The following is an 18,371-nucleotide window of genomic DNA, read 5'->3' as shown; positions in this document are numbered from 1 at the left end:
GGCTAGTACCGCTCCCCGGCCGTGGCGAGGATGAGCAGCACCAGGGCATCGAAGTCGATGCCGGCATGGGCCGCCGACTGGGGCACCAGGCTGTGGTCGGTCATCCCCGGCACGGTATTGACCTCGATCAGCCAGAAGCGCCCCTCGGCGTCGCGCATCACGTCGACCCGCCCCCATCCCTCGGCGCCGATGGCCTCGAAGGCCGCCTGACTGAGTGCGGCGAGCTCGGCCTCCTCGTCGGCGGAGAGACCGCACGGCAGATGGTAGCGGGTCTCGTCGGAGAGATACTTGGCCTCGTAGTCGTAGAAGCCGCTGGGCACCTCGACGCGGATCGCCGGCAGGACATCGCCCGCGAGCAGCGACACCGTATATTCCTCCCCCTCGACGAAACGCTCGGCCATCACCCGCGCATCGAAGCGGGCGGCATCGCGGTAGGCCGCCTCCAGCGCATCGCGGCTTTCGACGATGCTGATGCCCAGGGTCGAGCCCTCATGGACCGGCTTGACGATCAGCGGCAGACCGAGGCGCTCGACCACCGCCGCCCAGTCGGCCTCGGGGCCGAGCATCACGCTCTCCGGGGTCGGCAGGCCCAGCGCCTGCCAGATCAGCTTGGTGCGCTGCTTGTCCATGCCCAGCGCCGAGGCGAGCACACCGCTGCCGGTGTAGGGGATGCCCAGCAGTTCCAGTGCCCCCTGCAGGGTGCCGTCCTCGCCACCTCGGCCGTGCAGGGCAATGAACACCCGATCGGGAGCCAGGGCTTCCAGCCCCACCAGTCCGCCCTCGGCGGGATCGTAGCCAATGGCCGCCACCCCCGACCGCGTCAGGGCCGCGAGCACGGCGGTACCGCTCTTCAGCGACACCTCGCGCTCGGCGGACTGCCCGCCGAAGAGCACCACCACCCGGTCCTGGCCGGTCATGTCCGCCGTCATAGCGCCACCTCGTCGAGTGCCAGGGCGGCATCGGCCAGCTGCTGGGCGATGCCGCCCACGTCGCCGGCCCCCTGGGTGATCAGGATATCGCCGGGGCGCAGCACCCGGGCGAGCAGCCCCGGCAGCTCGCTCTTGTCCTGGACAAAGATCGGGTCGACCGCCCCGCGCTGGCGTATCGAGCCCGCCAGAGTGCGCCCGTCGGCCCCGGGAATCGGCGCCTCCCCGGCGCTGTAGACGTCGAGCAACAGCAGGGTGTCGACCCCGGCCAGCACCCGCACGAAGTCCTCGTAGAGGTCGCGGGTGCGCGAATAGCGGTGCGGCTGGTAGACCATCACCAGGCGCCGCGCGGGCCAGCCGGCCCGCACCGCGTCGATCACCATAGCCACCTCGCGGGGATGGTGGCCGTAGTCGTCCACCAGCATCACCTCGCCCCCGCCCTGGGGGGCCGGGTAGTGGCCATGCACCTGGAAGCGTCGCCCCACCCCCTCGAAGCTCGCCAGGCCCCGCAGGATAGCGGCGTCGTCGACCCCCGCGTCGCTGGCCACGGCGATCGCCGCCAGGGCATTGAGCGCATTGTGGCGACCCGGCATGGCCAGGCGCACCTCGAGCGGCGCCAGTCCCTCGGGACGCGCCGCGGTGAAGTGCACCTCGCCGGCCTGCTGGACGAAGCCCTCGATGCGGTAGTCGGCATCCTCGCTGAAGCCGTAGGTGACGAACTGGCGGCTGACGCGGTCGAGCAGGCCACGCACGTGCGCATCGTCGATGCACAGGATCGCCAGGCCGTAGAACGGCAGGTTATGCAGGAACTCGATGAAGGTGCCCTTGAGCCGTTCGAAGTCGCCGCCGTAGGTGGCCATGTGGTCGGCATCGATATTGGTGACGATGGCCACCATGGGCTGCAGGTGCAGGAAGGAGGCATCCGACTCGTCGGCCTCCGCCACCAGGTAGTCGCCCTCCCCCAGCCGCGCATTGGTGCCGGCACTGGTCAACCGCCCGCCGATCACGAAGGTGGGATCCAGCCCACCCTCGCCCAGCAGGGTCGCGGTGAGGCTGGTGGTGGTGGTCTTGCCGTGGGTGCCGGCCACGGCGATGCCGTGGCGGAAGCGCATCAGTTCGGCGAGCATCTCGGCCCGGCGCACCACCGGCACGCGATGCTCGTGGGCCCAGCGGATCTCGGGGTTGGCCTCGTCCACCGCGGTGGAGACTACCACCACATCGGCGTCCGCGGCATGCTCGGCGGCATGGCCGATGGCCACGCGGATGCCGCACTGGCGCAGGCGGGCTACCACCGGGGAGGCCTTCAGGTCGCTGCCGCTGACCGTATAGCCCTGGTTGGCCAGCACCTCGGCGATGCCGCACATGCCGGCACCGCCGATACCGACGAAATGGATGCGCCGGATTCGACGCATGCCCAGCCCCCGTCCGGGGTGCGGGGGCGTGGCCTGACCGGGAACCGGTCCGAGGGTCTCATCGCTCAAAGCCTGTCTCCATGCAACCGGCCACCAGGCGCTCGACGGCATCGAGATGGGCACAGCCACGGGCCCGTGCCGCCATGGTGGCGAGAGTGTCGGGGTCCAGCAGCGACACCAGGCACTCGGCCAGCGTCGCCGCACTCATCTCCTGCTGGGGCATCAGTCGCGCCGCCTGCTCGTCGACCAGCGCCCGGGCGTTGGCCGTCTGGTGGTCGTCCACCGCGTGGGGAAAGGGCACGAAGAGCGCCGGCTTGGCCGCGGCGGCCAGCTCCGCCACGGTCAGGGCGCCGGCCCGACACACCACCAGATCGGCCCAGGCGTAGGCGCCGGCCATGTCGTCGATAAAGGCCGTCACCTCGGCGGCCACGCCCCGGACCTCATAGGCCTCGCGGGTCATCGCGTCCTTGTCGCGGCCGGCCTGGTGGCGCACCTCGGGGCGACGGGCCTCGGGCAGCCGGGCGAGGGCCTCGGGCAGCCGCTCGTTGAGGGCCTGCGCCCCCAGGGAGCCGCCCACCACCAGCAGCCGCAGGCGCCGCCCGGCCATCTCGCCTGCACGCCGCGGGGCCTCGCCGAGGCGGGCAATCTCATCGCGCACCGGGTTGCCGACCACCTCGGCCCGGCCGGGGAAGGCCTGGGGAAAGGCGGCATAGACGCGGCGCGCCAGGCGTGACAGGACCCGGTTGGTCAGGCCGGCCACGGCGTTCTGCTCGTGGATGACCAGGGGCCGGCGGGCCAGCCAGGCCGCCAGGCCGCCGGGCCCGCTGGCGAAGCCGCCCAGCCCCACCACCAGCTGAGGATCGACGTCGCGGATCACCCGGCCCGCCTGCCATACCGCGCGGACCAGGTTGAAGGGGGCCAGCAGCCAGCCGGCCAGGCCGTTGCCGCGCAGCCCACTCACCGCGATGTGATGCAGCGGGATGCCGGCCGCGGGGACCAGACGGTTCTCGATCCCGCGCGGGCTGCCCAGCCAGGCGACCTGCACGCCCCGCGCCTCCAGCCCGCGGGCCAGCGACAGGGCCGGAATGACGTGGCCGCCGGTACCGCCGGCCATGATCAGGACACGACGTCCCTCGCGTCGACTCATGTTGCGCGTCCTTGTGTGCTGCCGGACGAGGGCGCCCGGGAAGCCGTGGGCCCGGCCCGGCGACGGGCCAGGCGGGTCTCGATGTCGGCACGCAGCAGCAGCGCCATCATCACGCAGCTCACCACCAGGCTCGAGCCGCCATAGCTGAGCAGCGGCAGGGTCAGCCCCTTGGTGGGCAGCATCCCGGTGCTCACGGCGATATTGATGAAGGCCTGGGCCCCGATGAGCAGGGCGAAGCCGTAGCCGAGGTAGGCGGCAAAGGCCAGGCCGGCCAGCTCGGCCCGCCGCCCCACCGCCATGGCCCGCCAGATCAGCAGGGCGAAGAGCCCCACCACGGCGATGGCGCCCAGCAGACCGAGCTCCTCGGCCAGCACCGCGAAGACGAAGTCCGTGTGGGCCTCCGGCAGGTAGAACAGCTTCTGCACGCTGTTGCCCAGCCCCACGCCCAGCCAGTGCCCGCGCCCGAAGGCGATCAGCGCCTGGGTCAGCTGGTAGCCACTGGCGAACTGGTCGGCCCAGGGATCGGCGAAGCTGGTCAGGCGCGCCATCCGATAGGGTTCGGCCACGGCGGCCAGCGCCCCGAGGGCGCCCACCAGCAGCAGCAGCACCAGGAAGCGCCCCCAAGGGGCACCGGCCATCAGCAGCATGCCCATCACCGCACCGGTCATTACCACCACGGCACCGTAGTCGGGCTCGAGGATCAGTAGCCCCGCGATCACCGCCATCACCGCCAGGGGGCGCAGGAAGGCTCCCCACTGGCGACGCACCAGGGGCAGGAAGCGCTCCAGGTAGCCGGCCAGGTAGACGATCAGACAGAACTTGGCGACCTCGGATGCCTGCAGGTTGAAGGGCAGACCCGGCACGGAGAGCCAGCGCCGGCTGCCGTTGACCTCGCGCCCCACCAGCAACACCAGCAGCAGCAGGACCAGCCCCACCAGCAACAGCAGCGGGCCGTTGGCCTTCCACCAGGCCAGCGGCACCCGCAGGGCCAGCGCCCCGGCGGCCAGCGCCACCAGCAGGAAGAAGCCGTGCCGCAGGCTGAAATACCAGGCATTGCCGGTGAGGCTCGAGGCCACCTCGCTGGACGCCGAGGTCACCATCACCCAGCCGATCAACAGCAGCGCGAAAGATGCCAACACCAGCCAGCCATCGAAGGCGTGATCGGCGGTGCTCAGCCGCTGGCGCAGGCGGGATAGCCGGTTCATGGGGTCGCCTCCGCCAGCTTGAGCACCGCGCCGCGGAAGGCCTCGCCGCGGGCCTGGTAGTCGGTGAACTGGTCGAGACTGGCGCAGGCCGGCGACAGCAGCACACAGTCCCCGGGCAGGGCGATTTCCACCGCCCGCGCCAGGGCAGCCTGCAGGTCCTCGACCCGGGTCACCGGCAGCCGGCCATGCAGGGCCTGCTCCAGCTGATCGGCATCCCGACCGAAGAGGATCGCCTCGCGGCCGTAACGCGCCAGGGGCGCCGCCAGGGGGTGGAAATCGGCCCCCTTGCCCACCCCGCCGGCGAGCAGGATCAGGCGCCCCTCGAGGGTCGGCCCGAGCCCCTCGAGGGCGGCCAGGGTGGCGCCGACGTTGGTGCCCTTGGAGTCGTTGATCCAGCGCACCCCTGCGACCTGTGCCACCAGCTCGCCACGATGGGGCAGGCCGGGGAAACGCCGCAGCACTTCGATCATGGCCAAGAGCGGAAGGCCCAGGCGATGGCCCATGGCCAGCGCCGCCAGGGCGTTGGCCTGGTGGTGCCGCCCCGGCAGGCGCATCTCGGCGGCCGGCAGCAGCGGCTCGTCCCCGTGCATCAGCCAGTCACGGTCGGCGCGCCGGGCGATGCCCCAGTCGTTGCCCTCGGGGGCCCGGGTGGTGAAGCGGTCCAGGGCCGGCAGCGGCCCCTCCGGCCAGGTCCGCGGGTCCTCGGCATTGACCACGCCGTGCCGGGCACCGCGGAAGATGCCTTGCTTGGCGGCCCGGTAGCCGGCCATGTCGCCATGGCGGTCCAGGTGGTCCTCGGAGAGATTGAGGAAGGCGGCCGTCTCGGCGCCGAGCGAGGGCGTGGTCTCGAGCTGGAAGCTGGAGAGCTCCAGCACGAAGAGCTCGGCATCGGGTGCCGCCTCGAGCAGGTCGAGCGCCGGGGTCCCCAGGTTGCCGCCCACCGCCACCCGCACCCCGGCCTCGCGGGCCATCTCGCCCACCAGGGTGGTCACGGTGGACTTGGCGTTGGAGCCGGTGATGGCAGCGATGGGCGCTCGGGCCGCGCGCACGAAGAGCGCGATTTCCCCCACCAGCGCCGGCTCACCGGTGGCCTCGCGGGTGCGCCCCGCCAACGCTTCGAGACCCGGCGTGTGCGGGTCGACGCCGGGGCTGACCACCACCTCCTCCACCGCGGAGAGATCCAGGCCGGTGAGCGGCCCGCAGTGGATCTCGATGCCCGGGTGGGCGGCGTGGAAGTCCGCCAGGCCCGGCGGCGTGGTGCGGGTATCGGCGACCATGAAGGGCACACCGAGCCGGCCAAGGTGTCGGCAGATGGCCCGCCCGGAGAGCCCGAGCCCGACCACCAGCGTCGTTCCCTTCGGCACCTTGACCATGTTGAGCTCCTTGCGGATGGCGACGCGACCCCTGGGGATCAGCGGACCTTGAGGGTGGCCAGGCCAATCAGCACCAGCACCACGGTGATGATCCAGAAGCGCACGATGACCCGCGGCTCCGGCCAGCCCTTGAGCTCGTAGTGGTGGTGCAACGGCGCCATGCGGAAGATGCGCCGCCCGGTGAGCTTGTAGGAGCCCACCTGCAGGATCACCGAGACGGTCTCCATGACGAAGATGCCGCCCATGATGAACAGCACGATCTCCTGGCGCACGATCACCGCCACCACGCCAAGAGCGGCCCCAAGTGCCAGGGCCCCGACGTCGCCCATGAAGACCTGGGCCGGGTAGGTGTTGAACCACAGAAACCCCAGACCGGCGCCGGCAATGGTGGCACAGAACACGGCCAGCTCGCCCGCCCCGGGGATGAAGGGAATCTGCAGGTAGTCGGCGAACACGGTGTTGCCGGTGGCATAGGCGAATACCGCCAGGCCCATGGCCACCAGCACCGTGGGCATGATCGCCAGGCCATCGAGGCCGTCGGTGAGATTGACGGCATTGGAGCTGCCGACGATCACCAGGTAGGTGAGCACCATGTAGAACACCCCCAGGGGCAGCACGAACTCCTTGAACAGCGGCACGATCAGGCTGGTCTCCACCGGTGAGGCGGCGGTGACGTAGAGCAGCACCGCAGCCGCCACGCCGATCAACGACTGCCAGAAGTATTTCCAGCGTGCCGGCAAGCCTCGGGGATTTTTCTCCACCACCTTGCGGTAGTCATCCACCCAGCCGATGGCGCCGAAGCCCAGGGTCACCGCCAGCACCAGCCACACGTAGTGGTTGGTGAGGTCGCCCCACAGCAGGGTGCTCACGGCGATGGCCATCAGGATCATCGCGCCGCCCATGGTGGGGGTGCCGGCCTTGGAGAGGTGGGACTGGGGGCCGTCGTCGCGCACCGCCTGGCCGATCTGGCGCTCCACCAGGCGGCGGATCATCACCGGCCCGAGCCACAGGCAGAGCACCAGGGCAGTCAGGGTCCCCAGGATCATGCGCAGGGTCAGGTAGTTGAAGACGTTGAAGGCAGTCTGGAATTGCGCCAGGAAATCAGCCAGAAAGAGCAGCATGTATCGCGTTCACCTTGAAGCATCCGCACGCAGTGCCGCCACGACGTGTTCCATGCCGGCACTGCGTGAGCCCTTGACCAGCACGCTGGCCGCGGGCGGTAGATGGTGGAGGACGTGGCGCATCAGCGCCTTCCTATCGTCGAAATGGACCCCGCCTTCGCCGAAGGCCCGGCTGGCCGGCCTCGCCGGCTCACCGAGGGTGCCCAGGAAATCGATTCCCCGTTCCCGCGCGTAGTGTCCGAGCTCGGCATGCAGCCGGTCGGACTCGCCCCCCAGTTCTCCCATGGCACCCAGCAGGCACCAGTGCGGCCCGGGCAGCGTCACCAGAACATCGAGCGCTGCCTTTACCGCACCGGGGTTGGCATTATAAGTATCATCCAGCAACCGAGCGCCACGAAGGCCCTCGACAACATTCAGGCGGCCCGACATCGGAGCCACCTCTTCGAGTCCGGCCAGCACCTCGCCCTCAGAGAGCCCCATCGCCAGGGCCGCGGCTGCGCTCGCCAGGGCATTGGCCACGTTATGGCGTCCCAGCAGCGCCAGGCTAATGCGTCCGAGCTCGCGACCGTCCAGGACAAGCGTGAAAGCATAGCGCCCGAGAGCGTCGCAGGCCAGCGTCTCACCTCTCAGGCGCGCCCGCGGATCCAGGCCGAAGTCGAGCACCTCGCGGGGCGCCGCCAGGCTCGCCCAGGTGGCGAAGAAGGCATCGTCGCGATTGAGCACCGCCACGCCATCGGCCGGCAGGCCGGCCAGGATCTCCGCCTTGGCCTGGGCGATCCGGCCCAGACCGCCGAACTCGCCCACGTGGGCCCCGGTGACGTTGGTGATCACCGCCACTCGGGGCTCGGCCAGGGCCGTGGTCCAGGCGATCTCGCCGAGATGATTGGCGCCCAGCTCCACCACCGCCTGGCGGTGCCCGGGCTCCAGCGCCAGCAGGGTGAGGGGCGCACCGATGTCATTGTTGAAGTTGCCCTGGGTGGCCAGCGTCGACCCGCTCTGCTCAAGCAGGGTCGCCAGCATCTGCTTGACCGTGGTCTTGCCGCTGTTGCCGGTCACGGCGACCAGGGGGCCGCCCCAGGTTCGCCGCCGGGCACGCGCCAGCAGCCCCAGGGCCAGCCGGGTGTCGGCCACCACCAGCTGGGAGAACGAGCTGGCCATCGGCCGCTCCACTGTCCTCTCGACCACGGCCGCCACGGCGCCCGCCTCGCGCGCCTGGGTCACGAAGTCGTGGGCATCGTAGCGCTCGCCGGCGAGCGCTACGAACAGGCTACCAGGGGTAAGCCGCCGGGTATCGGTGACGATCGCGCCGATCGGCAGGTCGACGGCCGGGGCCGGCAGGCCCAGGGCCTCGGCCACCTCGGCCAGGGTCGTCAGACCGCAGCGGCTCATGGGGCCTCCTTCCCCGCGCCTTTTTCAGCGCCCGCCGCGGCACTACGGGCATCCAGCGCCCGCTCGGCCTCGGCCAGGTCCGAGAAGGGCTGGCGCACCCCGGCCACTTCCTGGTAGGCCTCGTGGCCCTTGCCGGCGATCAGGATCACGTCGTCCGGTGCGGCCTCGGCCAGCACCCGGGCGATGGCCGCGCCGCGACCGTCGACCTCGAGCACCTCGCGTGACAGCGCATCGCCCAGGCCCGCGAGGATCTGGGCACGGATCGCGGCCGGGTCCTCGCTGCGCGGGTTGTCGTCGCTGACCACCAGCCGGTCGGCCCGCTGCCGCGCGACGGCGGCCATCAACGGGCGCTTACCGGCGTCGCGGTCGCCGCCGCAGCCAAACAGGCACCACAGCCGGCCGTCGCCCGGCAGGTGGGCCCGCAGCGCCGAGAGGGCGTTGTCGAGGGCGTCCGGGGTATGGGCATAGTCGATGACCACCGTGGGGCCGCCCGGCCGCGTCAGGCACTGCATGCGACCGGGCACCGGGGCGAGGTCGGCCGCCGCCGCGAAGAGTGCCTCCAGGGAATGGCCCAGGCCGAAGAGGGTGGCCATGGCCAGCAGCACGTTGTCCAGGTTGAAGCGGCCCATCAGCCCGAGCTCGAGCACCCGCTCCCCTTCCGGCGTGGCGATGAGCGCCCGCTGACCCTCGGCATGCGGCACCCAGTCGATGACGCGCAGGGTCACCGACGCATCCTGCCCCACGCCCAGCACCCGCACGTGGCGATGCACGCCGGCGAGCATCAGGCGCGCTAGCGGGTCGTCCCCGTTGACCACCGCGAGCTCGAGCTCATGGCGACGGAACAGCCGCGCCTTGGCAGCGGCATAGGCCGCCATGCTGCCGTGGTAGTCCAGGTGGTCACGGCTGAGGTTGGTGAACACTGCCGCATGCACGCGACAGCCATCGAGGCGGCCCTGCTCCAGGGCATGGGAGGAGACCTCCATGGCCACCCGGCGCACGCCGTCGGCCGCCAGCTCGCCCAGTGCGGCTTGCAGGGCCAGGGGGCCCGGCGTGGTCAGCCGGCCGGCCGCCAGGCGCCCCGGCCGGCCGTGCCCCAAGGTGCCGACCAGGCCGGCGTCCACCCCGAGGGCCTGGCTCAGCTCTGCCAGGTAGTGGGTCACCGAACTCTTGCCGTTGGTGCCGGTGACCCCGACCAGCGCCAGGTCCCGGGGCACGGCGAACAGGACCTGGCCCAGCTCGCCCTGGGCCTCGCGCAGCCCCGTCAGCCACAGCACCCGGGGGTCGTCGGGCCCGGGGGCACCGTCGTCATGGGCCAGCACCAGCGAGGCGCCGGCCTCGAGGGCCGCCGGGATGAAGTCGCGGCCGTCGGCCGCCACCCCCGGCACCGCTACGAAGACGTCGCCCGCGGTCAGTCGACGGCTGTCGAGCACCAGCCGGACGGCCTCCGGCAGGGTGATATCCGCCAGGGCACGGCGACAGCCGGGCCAGAGCCCGACCAGGCCCGTCTCGAGTCGCTCGGCGGTCAGCTGCATCGCATTTCCTCCCCAGGGCTTGCGCTCATGAATCCGGCTCCCGGGCATCCGGTGGCACGTCCAGCAGGCGCAGGGCATTGCCGGCCACCCGCGAGAAGACCGGCGCCGCCACCGCCCCGCCGTAGTAGCTGTCGCCCCGCGGGTGATCGATCATCACCACCGTGACGATGCGCGGGTCCGAGACGGGGGCGATGCCGACGAACAGGCCGCGGTAGACCTTCTCCTGATACCCGCCGGCATCGGTCTTGCGCACGGTCCCCGTCTTGCCGGCGACCCGGTAGCCCGGCACCAGTGCCCGGCGGGCGCCGGTGCCGGGCTCGACGACCTTATCCATCATCCCCAGGATCCGCCGCGCCACGCCCGGGTCGATGGCCGGCTCGCCGGCCGGCGCCTGGCCGAGTTTGAGCAGCGAAGGCGGCAGGCGCCGGCCGTCGTTGGCAATCGCCGTGTAGGCACTGGCCAGCTGCAGCGCCGAGACCGAGAGGCCGTACCCGTAGGCGAGGGCCGCCCACTGGCTGCTCGACCAACGCACCGGGGCCGGGATACTGCCGGTCGCTTCGCCAGGGAAGCCGGTCCCCGGGCTCTGCCCCAAGCCCACGGCCCGGTAGGTCGCCGGCACTACCGGGTCGTCCAGACGCAGCGCCAGCTTGGACATGCCGATGTTCGAGGACTTCTCGAGGATACCGGACAGGGTCAGCTTGCCGTAGTTGCCGATGTCCTTGATGGTGAAACGGTCGATGACCATCCAGCCCGGCGAGGTATCGACCACCGTATCCAGCGGCACCTTGCCGCTCTCGATCATGGCGGCCATCGCCAACGGCTTGATGACCGACCCAGGCTCGAAGGTGTCGACGATGGCCCGGTTGCGCAACCCCTGGGTGTCGAGTCCGGCGCGATTGTTGGGGTTGTAGGAGGGCTGGTTGGCCATGGCCAGCACCTCGCCACTGCGGGCATCGAGCATCACCACGATGCCGCCATCGGCGTCATGCTCGGCCACCGCCGCCTTGAGCTCGCGATAGGCCATGTACTGGAGGCGCTGATCCAGCGCCAGGGTCAGATTCCCCCCCGGCTGGGCCTCCTGCAGCAGCGCCAGGTCGCGCACCAGGCGGCCGCGGCGATCCTTGAGCACCCGGCGCTTGCCGGGCACCCCGGCGAGGTGATGCTGGTAGGCCAGCTCCAGACCCTCCTGACCCAGGTCGTCGATATTGGTCACCCCCAGCAACTGCGCGGTCACTTCCCCCGCCGGGTAGTAGCGCTTGTACTCCTCCCGGGCGTGGACGCCGCGAATGCGCAGGTCCAGCACCTGCTGGGCCGCCTCCGGCGTCATGCGACGGCGGAGGTACATGAACTCGCGCTCGGCGTAGCGCGTGATGCGCTCGTTGAGCGCATCCAGCTCCTGGCCCAGGGCCCTGGCCAGCATCAGGCGCTGGATGTCGTCGGCCGGCAGGTCCTGGGGATTGGCCCAGAGGGTGACCACCGGGGTAGAGATGGCCAGCGGCTCGCCGTGGCGGTCAGTGATCATGCCGCGATGGGCGGGGATGGTGTCGGTGCGCAGGGTACGGGCATCGCCCTGCCCCTGCAGAAAGGGACGGTCGAAGACCTGCAGGTCGATGATGCGGCCGGTCAGCAGCGCCAGCCCCGCCAGCACCAGCGTCATCATCACCCCGTAGCGCAGCCGGCCCATGGGTGCCATGGGCGGCGGCCGACGCGGCGTCACACCGCTGCGGGGGTCGGCGCTCATGGCCGGATGACCTCGACCTCGTCGATGTCGGGCAGGCGCATCTCCAGGCGCTCCTGGGCCAGGCGCTCGATGCGGGCGGGCGAGGACCAGGCGCTCTCCTCGAGCAGCAACTGTCCCCATTCGGTCTGCAGCTGCTGCTGCTCGCGCTCGAGCTGCTGCAGGCGGGCATACTGGCCACGGATCAGGTGACTGGTGGTGATCACCGCCAGGGCCGAGCCCAGGCAGGCCGTCAGCAGCAAGGCGACCAGCAGCAGCCGCGGCGATGCCCCCAGGCGAAGGGGCCAGCCGAACGAGGAGGTTGCCGCGGATCGCCCCTGTGCCATGACCGACCTCAGTATCGCTTGCGCGCCACACGCATCACCGCACTGCGCGCACGGGGGTTCTCCTCGACCTCCTCGGCAGAGGGACGATGCGCCTTGCCCAGCGACGCCAGGCGCCGCTTGAGCTGGTCGTCGCGGATCGGGATGCCGCGCGGCAGGTCGATGTCGCCACGCACGTGGTCGCGAATGAAGCGCTTGACCCGGCGGTCTTCCAGCGAGTGGAAGCTGATCACCACCAGGTGGCCGCCCGGAGCAAGGGCCTCCAGCGCCGCCTCGAGGGCGGTATCGAGCTGTTCCAGCTCGCCATTGACCTGGATGCGCAGGGCCTGGAAGACCCGGGTCGCCGGGTGCTTGCCCTTCTCCCAGGCGGGATGGGCGACCTTGACCACCTCGGCGAGATCCGCGGTCCGCGCGAAGGGGCGCTCGGCGCGCCGCGCCACGATGGCTCGGGCCAGGCGGCGGGCGAAGCGCTCCTCGCCATAGGCCTTGAAGACAGCGGCGATCTCGCCTTCGCTGGCCCGCGCCAGGAAGCCCGCGGCACTCTCGCCGCGGGTGGGGTCCATGCGCATGTCCAGGGGGCCGTCGCGCAGGAAGCTGAAGCCCCGCTCGGGATCGTCGAGCTGGGGTGACGAGACCCCCACGTCGAGCAGGACGCCGGCCAGCCGGCCATGCAGGCCGTGGCGATCGGCGATCTCGCCGAGACGGGCGAACTCGCCCTGCTCGATGGTGAAGCGTGGGTCGTCGATGGCCACGGCCTCGGCGACGGCCTGGGGGTCGCGATCGATGGCCAGCAGGCGGCCCTCGGGGGCCAGCCGCGCGAGGATGGCGCGCGAATGGCCACCGCGGCCGAAGGTACCGTCCAGGTACGCGCCCTCGGGGTCGTGGACCAGCACCTCCACGGCGCCATCGAGCAGCACGCTGGCATGGCGAAAGCCGCGGGCGGGCTGTTCAGGGGCGGATGACGGCATGTGACTCTCGTTCGAGGGGCTGAGGGGCCGTACGAAACGGCAGTATTCGAATAAAGGGAGTCGGCCGATAAGCCGGGTTCTGTCGTGGACAGTCATTCCTCTAGGGGCCGTGTCACCAGGGCCCTCAAGCAACCTACCCGAACCCGACGCGGGCCACGTCATGGGGTTCCTATTTGGTCTTGCTCCGAGTGGGGTTTACCGTGCCACGCTCTGTTGCCAGGCGCGCGGTGCGCTCTTACCGCACCCTTTCACCCTTGCCGGCCTCCCGAGGGAGACGTAGGCGGTCTGCTCTCTGCTGCACTTTCCGTCGGCTCACGCCGCCCAGGCATTACCTGGCACTCTGCCCTGTGGAGCCCGGACTTTCCTCCCCCGCCCCGGCCCGAAGGCCAGAGCGGCGGCGACTGTCTGGCCAACTCCCGGGGCAAGGATACCAGTGCCCTCCCCCTGCCTCAATGCCCGTCCTTGAGCGCCTGCAGCCGGCCATACCAGACCTTCTTGGCACCGCCCAGCATCCGCGCCGCCACGGCGGCCGCCTGCTTGACCCCCACCCCCTCCTCGAGCAGGGCCGAAAGCAGTGCATCGGCCTCCACCGTCGAGGCATTTACGTCGCCGCGAGGAGGAGCCCCGGCCACTATCACCACGAACTCGCCACGCGCCTGGTCCGGATCCCCGTCCATGCGCTCAAGCAGCTCAGCGGCGCTGCCGTCCAGGAAGGTCTCGAAGGCCTTGGTCAGCTCACGGGCCAGCACCACCCGGCGTGCTCCGAGGGTGGCAGTCAGGTCCGCCAGGGTGTCACGGATGCGGTGGGGAGACTCGTAGAACACCAGGGTCTCCTCGCGGGTCGCCAGCGCCTCCAGCCGCCCCCGGCGACCGCCCCCCTTCGCCGGCAAGAAGCCCTGGAAAAGGAAGCGGTCGGTGGGCAGCCCCGCCGCCGACAGGGCCGCCACCAAGGCACAGGGCCCCGGGACCGGCACGATGCGACGCCCGCGGGCACGCAGCTCGCGCACCAGCACGAAGCCGGGATCGCTGATCAGCGGCGTGCCGGCGTCACTGACCAGGGCGATATCCTCCCCGGCGACGAGGCGGGCATCCAGGGCGTCGACCCGCGCGGCCTCGTTGTGTTCATGCAGCGAGAGCATCGGCCGCGACAGGCCCAGGTGGCGCAGCAGGCGGCCACTGTGGCGGGTATCCTCGGCGGCGATCACCGCCACCTCCCCCAACACCCGGGCGGCCCGAGGGCTCAGATCGTCCAGATTCCCAATGGGCGTGGCGACGACGTACAATGAACCGGCAGGCGTATCGGACATCTCGGCTCCCTGGGGTGCTCTCGGACATGGGGACAAGGAAGGATTCATGAAGATCTCGTTTCGCGGCCCGCTGGCCGCCGCACTCACCGCACTGCTGCTTGCGGGCTGCAGCTTCCAGCCGGGCATCATCGAGCGACAGGCCAACGGTGATCCACAGCGCCTGCTGCAGCAGGCCGAGCAGCAGGCGCCCGGCCAGGCCGCCCTGTCGCGCCTGGAGGCGGCCGACATCCTAGCACGCCAGGGAAGCCGCACCCAGGCACTGGAGGTCGCCAAGGAGATCGACGACAGTCGGCTGGAGCGCCAGGCACGGACCCGCTGGGCGCTGCTGCTCTCGGAGCTGGGCGAGGCCGAGGGGGACCCCTGGGCGGTGATCCAGGCCGGGCAGCTGCTCGACGAGGTCGACCTGCCTCGCGAGGCCTCCCTGACCCTGCGTGAACGCTTAGGGATGGCACTGGCCAAGGTCGACGAGCCCCGCGCCGCCGCCCAGGCCCTGATTCGCGTCCAGGCCGAGACCCAGCGCGAGGACCTCAACGACCCGATCTGGGACCAGCTCTCGCGACTGGACGGCGGCTCACTGGCCAGCCTGCGCGAGGAGGGCGGCGACCTGACCCGGGGATGGGCGGCCCTGGCCGAGCTGGTGCGCTCCAGTGGCGGCGACATCCAGCGGCTCTTCGCGCGCCTGGAGGACTGGCGCGAGCGCCATCGCGGCCACCCGGCGGCGCGACGCCTGCCCGGCGAGATCACCGCCCTGGGTGAGCTGCGCGGCCAGCAGGTCAGCCATATCGCGATCTTCCTCCCCGAGTCCGGGCCGCTCGCCGGCATTGCCGAGGCGATCCGCGAGGGGATCCGCACCCACCACCTCGAGGGCGTCGACAGTGGCGCCCGCCTGACCTTCCTCGACAGCAGTCACGGCGATCTGGAGGCGCTCTACCGGGAGGCCAGCGAGCGTGGTGCCCAGGTGGTGATCGGCCCGCTGGACAAGGATGCCGTCAGCGAGCTGGAGAGGCGCGATCGGGTCCCCCTGCCGACCCTGGCGCTCAACTACGGCCGCGGCGAGCACAACCAGGCCCTGGGGCTCTTCCAGTACGGCCTGTCTGCCGAGGACGAGGCCCGCCAGGCCGCCTCTCGTGCCTGGGTCGACGGCCACCGCCTGGCCTCGTTGCTGGTCCCGGACAACGACTGGGGACGCCGCGTTGGCGAGGCCTTCTGGAGCGCCTGGCGTGACCGCGGGGGCGAGATCGCCAACGCGGTACGCTACAACCCCGAGGCCCCGGCCACCGAGAGCGCCCGCCGGGCCGTGACCAACCCCCGGCCGGACATGCTGTTCCTGCTGGCCCTGCCGGACTATGCCCGCCAGGTACCGCCGACGCTGGACTACTACGACAGCGGCGACCTGCCGATCTATGCCACCTCCCACCTCTTCGAGGGCCGCCTGCAGCCCCGCCTGGATCACGACCTGGACGACGTGCTGTTCGCCGATATCCCCTGGCAGATTCCCGATGCGGCCGTGGGCGGCGTCGAGGCCCTGCCCTTCCTCGAAAGCTATCGCCGGCTGCGCGAGGAGTCCGACCCCGCCCTGTTCCGGCTGATGGCCATGGGCGTGGATGCCTACGAGCTGGCCACTCGCCTGCCACAACTGCAAGCCATCGGTGGCATTGAACTGTTCGGCGCCACCGGCACCCTGAGCGCCGGCGAGGATGGCCGCATCCAGCGCCGCCTGCCCTGGGCCCGCTTCGTCAACGGCGTGCCCCAGCCCATGCTGACCCCGGGGGTGTTCGGCGATGACCGGGCCCCGTGACGCTCGCGCCCGCGGCGGCGCCATCGAGCAGCTCGCCGCGCGCTGGCTGATGGCACGCGGGCTCTCCCTGAAGGCCAGCAACCAGCATGCCAAGGGCGGCGAGATCGACCTGGTGATGCGCGACGGCGAGGTGCTGGTGTTCGTCGAGGTCCGCCACCGCGCCGACCGCCGCCACGGGCACCCGCTGGAAACCGTCACCGCCACCAAACAGCGCCGTCTGATCCGGGCGGCGCGTTTTTATCTCCAGCGCAACGGGCTATCATGTCCCTGCCGCTTCGATGTGCTGGCCGTGACTGGCACGCCCCCCAACCTAGAGATCGAATGGGTGGCGGATGCCTTCGAAGCGTCCTGACCGGTCAAACCCCTCTGCGAATAAGGACCAGGAACCCCGCATGGATTTCCAGCAGCGCATTCTCGGCCACTTCAATGCCAGCATCGACACCAAGACCTACGCCAGTGAGGTGCTGCCGCCCTTCATCGAGGTGGCCAGCCAGATGATGGTGCAGTGCCTGGTCAGCGAGGGCAAGATCCTGGCCTGCGGCAACGGCGGCAGCGCCGGGGACAGCCAGCATTTCTCGTCGGAGCTGCTCAACCGCTTCGAGCGGGAGCGCCCCAGCCTGCCGGCCCTGGCCTTGACCACCGACACCTCGACCCTGACCTCGATCGCCAATGACTACAGCTACAACGAGGTCTTCTCCAAGCAGATCCGTGCCTTGGGTCAGCCCGGCGACATCCTGCTGGCGATCTCCACCAGCGGCAATTCCGCCAATGTCATTCAGGCCATCCAGGCCGCCCACGACCGCGACATGACGGTGGTGGCTCTGACCGGCCGGGACGGCGGCGACATGGCCTCGCTGCTGGGCCAGGACGACTGCGAGATTCGGGTGCCGGCGACGTCCACGGCACGCATCCAGGAGGTCCACCTGCTGGCGATCCACTGCCTGTGCGACCTGATCGACGAACAACTCTTCGGTACAAGCGAGTGACCCCCATGACCAGGAAGTCCCTTCTTACCCCCCTGCTGCTCACCCTCGGCCTCGGCCTCGCCGGCTGCACCACCGTGACCGGCGTCACCACCCCCGGAACCATCGACGAGAACTACGGCGAGCGCACCTTCGGCACCCAGGTCGAGGACGAGAGCATCGAGACCAAGATTGGCCACAACCTCGGCCGCACCGATGCCCGGCTGGGCGATGCCCGCATCAATGTCGACAGCTTCAACGGCGTGGTGCTGCTCACCGGCCAGGTGCCCAGCGATGAACTCAAGGCGAAGGCCGAGCAGGTCGCCGATAAGGTGCGCAACGTGCGCGAGGTGCACAACGAGCTCTCCATCGCCGCCAACCTGCCGGCCAGCCAGCGCCTCGCCGACACCTGGCTGAGCACCCGCATCCGTACCAGCCTGGCGGCCAACCAGGAGATCGACTCGGGGCGCATCCGGGTGATCGTCGAGAACAACAGCGTCTACCTGATGGGTATCGTCACTCGCAACGAGGCAGAGCGCATCATCCAGGCCGTCTCCAACGTCGGCGGCATGCAGCGCATCGTCAAGGTCTTCGACTACCTGGACTGAGCACCCTCCGGAACGCGAAACGGCAGGCCACTGGCCTGCCGTTTCGCGTTGATGACCCGCCTCCGGGGAGAGCGGCAACCCGATCACTAGCGGATCACTTGATGACCCGCAGCGAGGGACGCCCCTTGCGCGGCGGCGCCTCGTCGCCTTGATCCTCTTCCGATGGAGCGTCATCGGCACTCTCCACCTCATTGAGCCGGGGCTCCTTCTCCTCCGCCTCGGCGGCCTCGACCGGAATCACCGGCTCATGACCGAACACCATGCCCACGCCGCTCTCTCGGGCGTAGATCGCGATCAGCGCCTCGATGGGCACCATCACCTGCATGGGACGGCCGCCGAAACGCGCCGAGAAGCTCACCGCTGCGTTCTCCATGGCAAAGTCACGCACGGCGGTGGGTGCCAGGTTCAGCACGATCTGGCCGTTCTGCACGAACTGGCGGGGGACCTCGACCCCCGCCTGCTCGGCATCGACGACGATGTAGGGAGTCAGGTCGTTGTCCAGCAGCCACTGGTAAAGGGCCCTGGCAATATAGGGACGGCTCGATTGCATCGTTTGGCCCTC

At 70.5% G+C, this 18,371-nt stretch carries 17 protein-coding genes and 1 other RNA gene; 4 read left to right on the top strand and 14 right to left on the bottom strand.

All coding sequences use genetic code 11. The features are described 5' to 3' along the window. Positions 1-2: 2 nt before the first annotated feature. The 13 genes from OP498_RS03005 to rsmI form a co-directional block, all read right to left on the bottom strand. Complete coding sequence (locus OP498_RS03005) at positions 3-929, bottom strand: D-alanine--D-alanine ligase (RefSeq protein WP_280552426.1); 927 nt, start codon at positions 927-929, stop codon at positions 3-5. Next, positions 926-2,338 (bottom strand): UDP-N-acetylmuramate--L-alanine ligase, encoded by a 1,413-nt coding sequence (murC, locus tag OP498_RS03000; RefSeq protein ID WP_280552465.1) that lies wholly within the window; start codon positions 2,336-2,338, stop codon positions 926-928. Before murC ends, OP498_RS03005 begins: the two co-directional genes overlap by 4 nt. A gap of 58 nt (positions 2,339-2,396) precedes the next feature. Further along, positions 2,397-3,485 carry an undecaprenyldiphospho-muramoylpentapeptide beta-N-acetylglucosaminyltransferase gene (gene murG / locus OP498_RS02995; protein ID WP_280552424.1) on the bottom strand — a complete coding sequence of 363 codons (1,089 nt, stop codon included), beginning with the start codon at positions 3,483-3,485 and terminating at the stop codon, positions 2,397-2,399. After that, positions 3,482-4,690 carry a putative lipid II flippase FtsW gene (ftsW, locus tag OP498_RS02990; RefSeq protein ID WP_280546711.1) on the bottom strand — a complete coding sequence of 403 codons (1,209 nt, stop codon included), beginning with the start codon at positions 4,688-4,690 and terminating at the stop codon, positions 3,482-3,484. Before ftsW ends, murG begins: the two co-directional genes overlap by 4 nt. Then, positions 4,687-6,063, bottom strand: a complete 1,377-nt coding sequence (gene murD / locus OP498_RS02985; RefSeq protein WP_280546709.1) for a UDP-N-acetylmuramoyl-L-alanine--D-glutamate ligase — start codon at positions 6,061-6,063, stop codon at positions 4,687-4,689. Before murD ends, ftsW begins: the two co-directional genes overlap by 4 nt. Positions 6,064-6,101: 38 nt before the next feature. Continuing rightward, positions 6,102-7,184, bottom strand: coding sequence for a phospho-N-acetylmuramoyl-pentapeptide-transferase (mraY, locus tag OP498_RS02980; protein ID WP_040187547.1), 1,083 nt, complete (start codon positions 7,182-7,184; stop codon positions 6,102-6,104). A 9-nt stretch (positions 7,185-7,193) separates the two neighbouring features. Then, a complete protein-coding gene (murF, locus tag OP498_RS02975) occupies positions 7,194-8,573 on the bottom strand; it encodes a UDP-N-acetylmuramoyl-tripeptide--D-alanyl-D-alanine ligase (RefSeq protein WP_280546708.1) in 1,380 nt (459 codons plus the stop codon). Next, the gene (locus tag OP498_RS02970; protein ID WP_280552422.1) at positions 8,570-10,105 is read right to left on the bottom strand and encodes a UDP-N-acetylmuramoyl-L-alanyl-D-glutamate--2,6-diaminopimelate ligase; all 1,536 of its coding nucleotides are present in this window, start codon (positions 10,103-10,105) and stop codon (positions 8,570-8,572) included. The genes murF and OP498_RS02970 overlap by 4 nt, the downstream gene beginning before the upstream one ends. Before the next feature lie 25 nt (positions 10,106-10,130). Beyond that, on the bottom strand, positions 10,131-11,846 hold the full coding sequence (locus OP498_RS02965) for a penicillin-binding transpeptidase domain-containing protein (RefSeq protein ID WP_280546706.1): 1,716 nt from the start codon (positions 11,844-11,846) through the stop codon (positions 10,131-10,133). After that, a complete protein-coding gene (ftsL, locus tag OP498_RS02960) occupies positions 11,843-12,169 on the bottom strand; it encodes a cell division protein FtsL (RefSeq protein WP_280546705.1) in 327 nt (108 codons plus the stop codon). The genes OP498_RS02965 and ftsL overlap by 4 nt, the downstream gene beginning before the upstream one ends. 8 nt (positions 12,170-12,177) lie before the next feature. Then, complete coding sequence (gene rsmH / locus OP498_RS02955) at positions 12,178-13,134, bottom strand: 16S rRNA (cytosine(1402)-N(4))-methyltransferase RsmH (protein WP_280546704.1); 957 nt, start codon at positions 13,132-13,134, stop codon at positions 12,178-12,180. A gap of 52 nt (positions 13,135-13,186) precedes the next feature. Next, positions 13,187-13,551: RNase P RNA component class A (gene rnpB, locus OP498_RS02950), an RNA gene on the bottom strand. A gap of 32 nt (positions 13,552-13,583) precedes the next feature. Next, positions 13,584-14,441 carry a 16S rRNA (cytidine(1402)-2'-O)-methyltransferase gene (gene rsmI / locus OP498_RS02945; RefSeq protein ID WP_280552420.1) on the bottom strand — a complete coding sequence of 286 codons (858 nt, stop codon included), beginning with the start codon at positions 14,439-14,441 and terminating at the stop codon, positions 13,584-13,586. A 46-nt stretch (positions 14,442-14,487) separates the two neighbouring features. On the opposite strand from rsmI, the gene OP498_RS02940 reads away from it, so the two are divergent. The 4 genes from OP498_RS02940 to OP498_RS02925 are packed head-to-tail and all read left to right on the top strand — an operon-like array spanning position 14,488 to position 17,809. After that, on the top strand, positions 14,488-16,239 hold the full coding sequence (locus OP498_RS02940; protein ID WP_280552419.1) for a penicillin-binding protein activator: 1,752 nt from the start codon (positions 14,488-14,490) through the stop codon (positions 16,237-16,239). Further along, positions 16,223-16,591: a YraN family protein gene (locus OP498_RS02935; RefSeq protein ID WP_280552417.1), complete on the top strand. Its 369-nt coding sequence runs from the start codon at positions 16,223-16,225 to the stop codon at positions 16,589-16,591. Before OP498_RS02940 ends, OP498_RS02935 begins: the two co-directional genes overlap by 17 nt. A 40-nt stretch (positions 16,592-16,631) precedes the next feature. Beyond that, positions 16,632-17,225 (top strand): phosphoheptose isomerase, encoded by a 594-nt coding sequence (locus tag OP498_RS02930; RefSeq protein ID WP_280546699.1) that lies wholly within the window; start codon positions 16,632-16,634, stop codon positions 17,223-17,225. A 5-nt stretch (positions 17,226-17,230) separates the two neighbouring features. Continuing rightward, positions 17,231-17,809: a BON domain-containing protein gene (locus OP498_RS02925; protein ID WP_280552414.1), complete on the top strand. Its 579-nt coding sequence runs from the start codon at positions 17,231-17,233 to the stop codon at positions 17,807-17,809. 94 nt (positions 17,810-17,903) lie between these two features. Here OP498_RS02925 and OP498_RS02920 read toward each other — a convergent pair whose 3' ends face one another. Then, entirely contained in the window at positions 17,904-18,359 is a 456-nt protein-coding gene (locus OP498_RS02920; protein ID WP_280546697.1) for a ClpXP protease specificity-enhancing factor, read from the bottom strand. Positions 18,360-18,371 lie beyond the last annotated feature (12 nt).

Source organism: Halomonas sp. 25-S5 (assembly GCF_029889845.1).
Taxonomy (GTDB): domain Bacteria; phylum Pseudomonadota; class Gammaproteobacteria; order Pseudomonadales; family Halomonadaceae; genus Halomonas.
The sequence above is the reverse complement of the archived record's forward strand: the minus strand, read 5'-3'. Positions and strand labels throughout refer to the sequence as shown.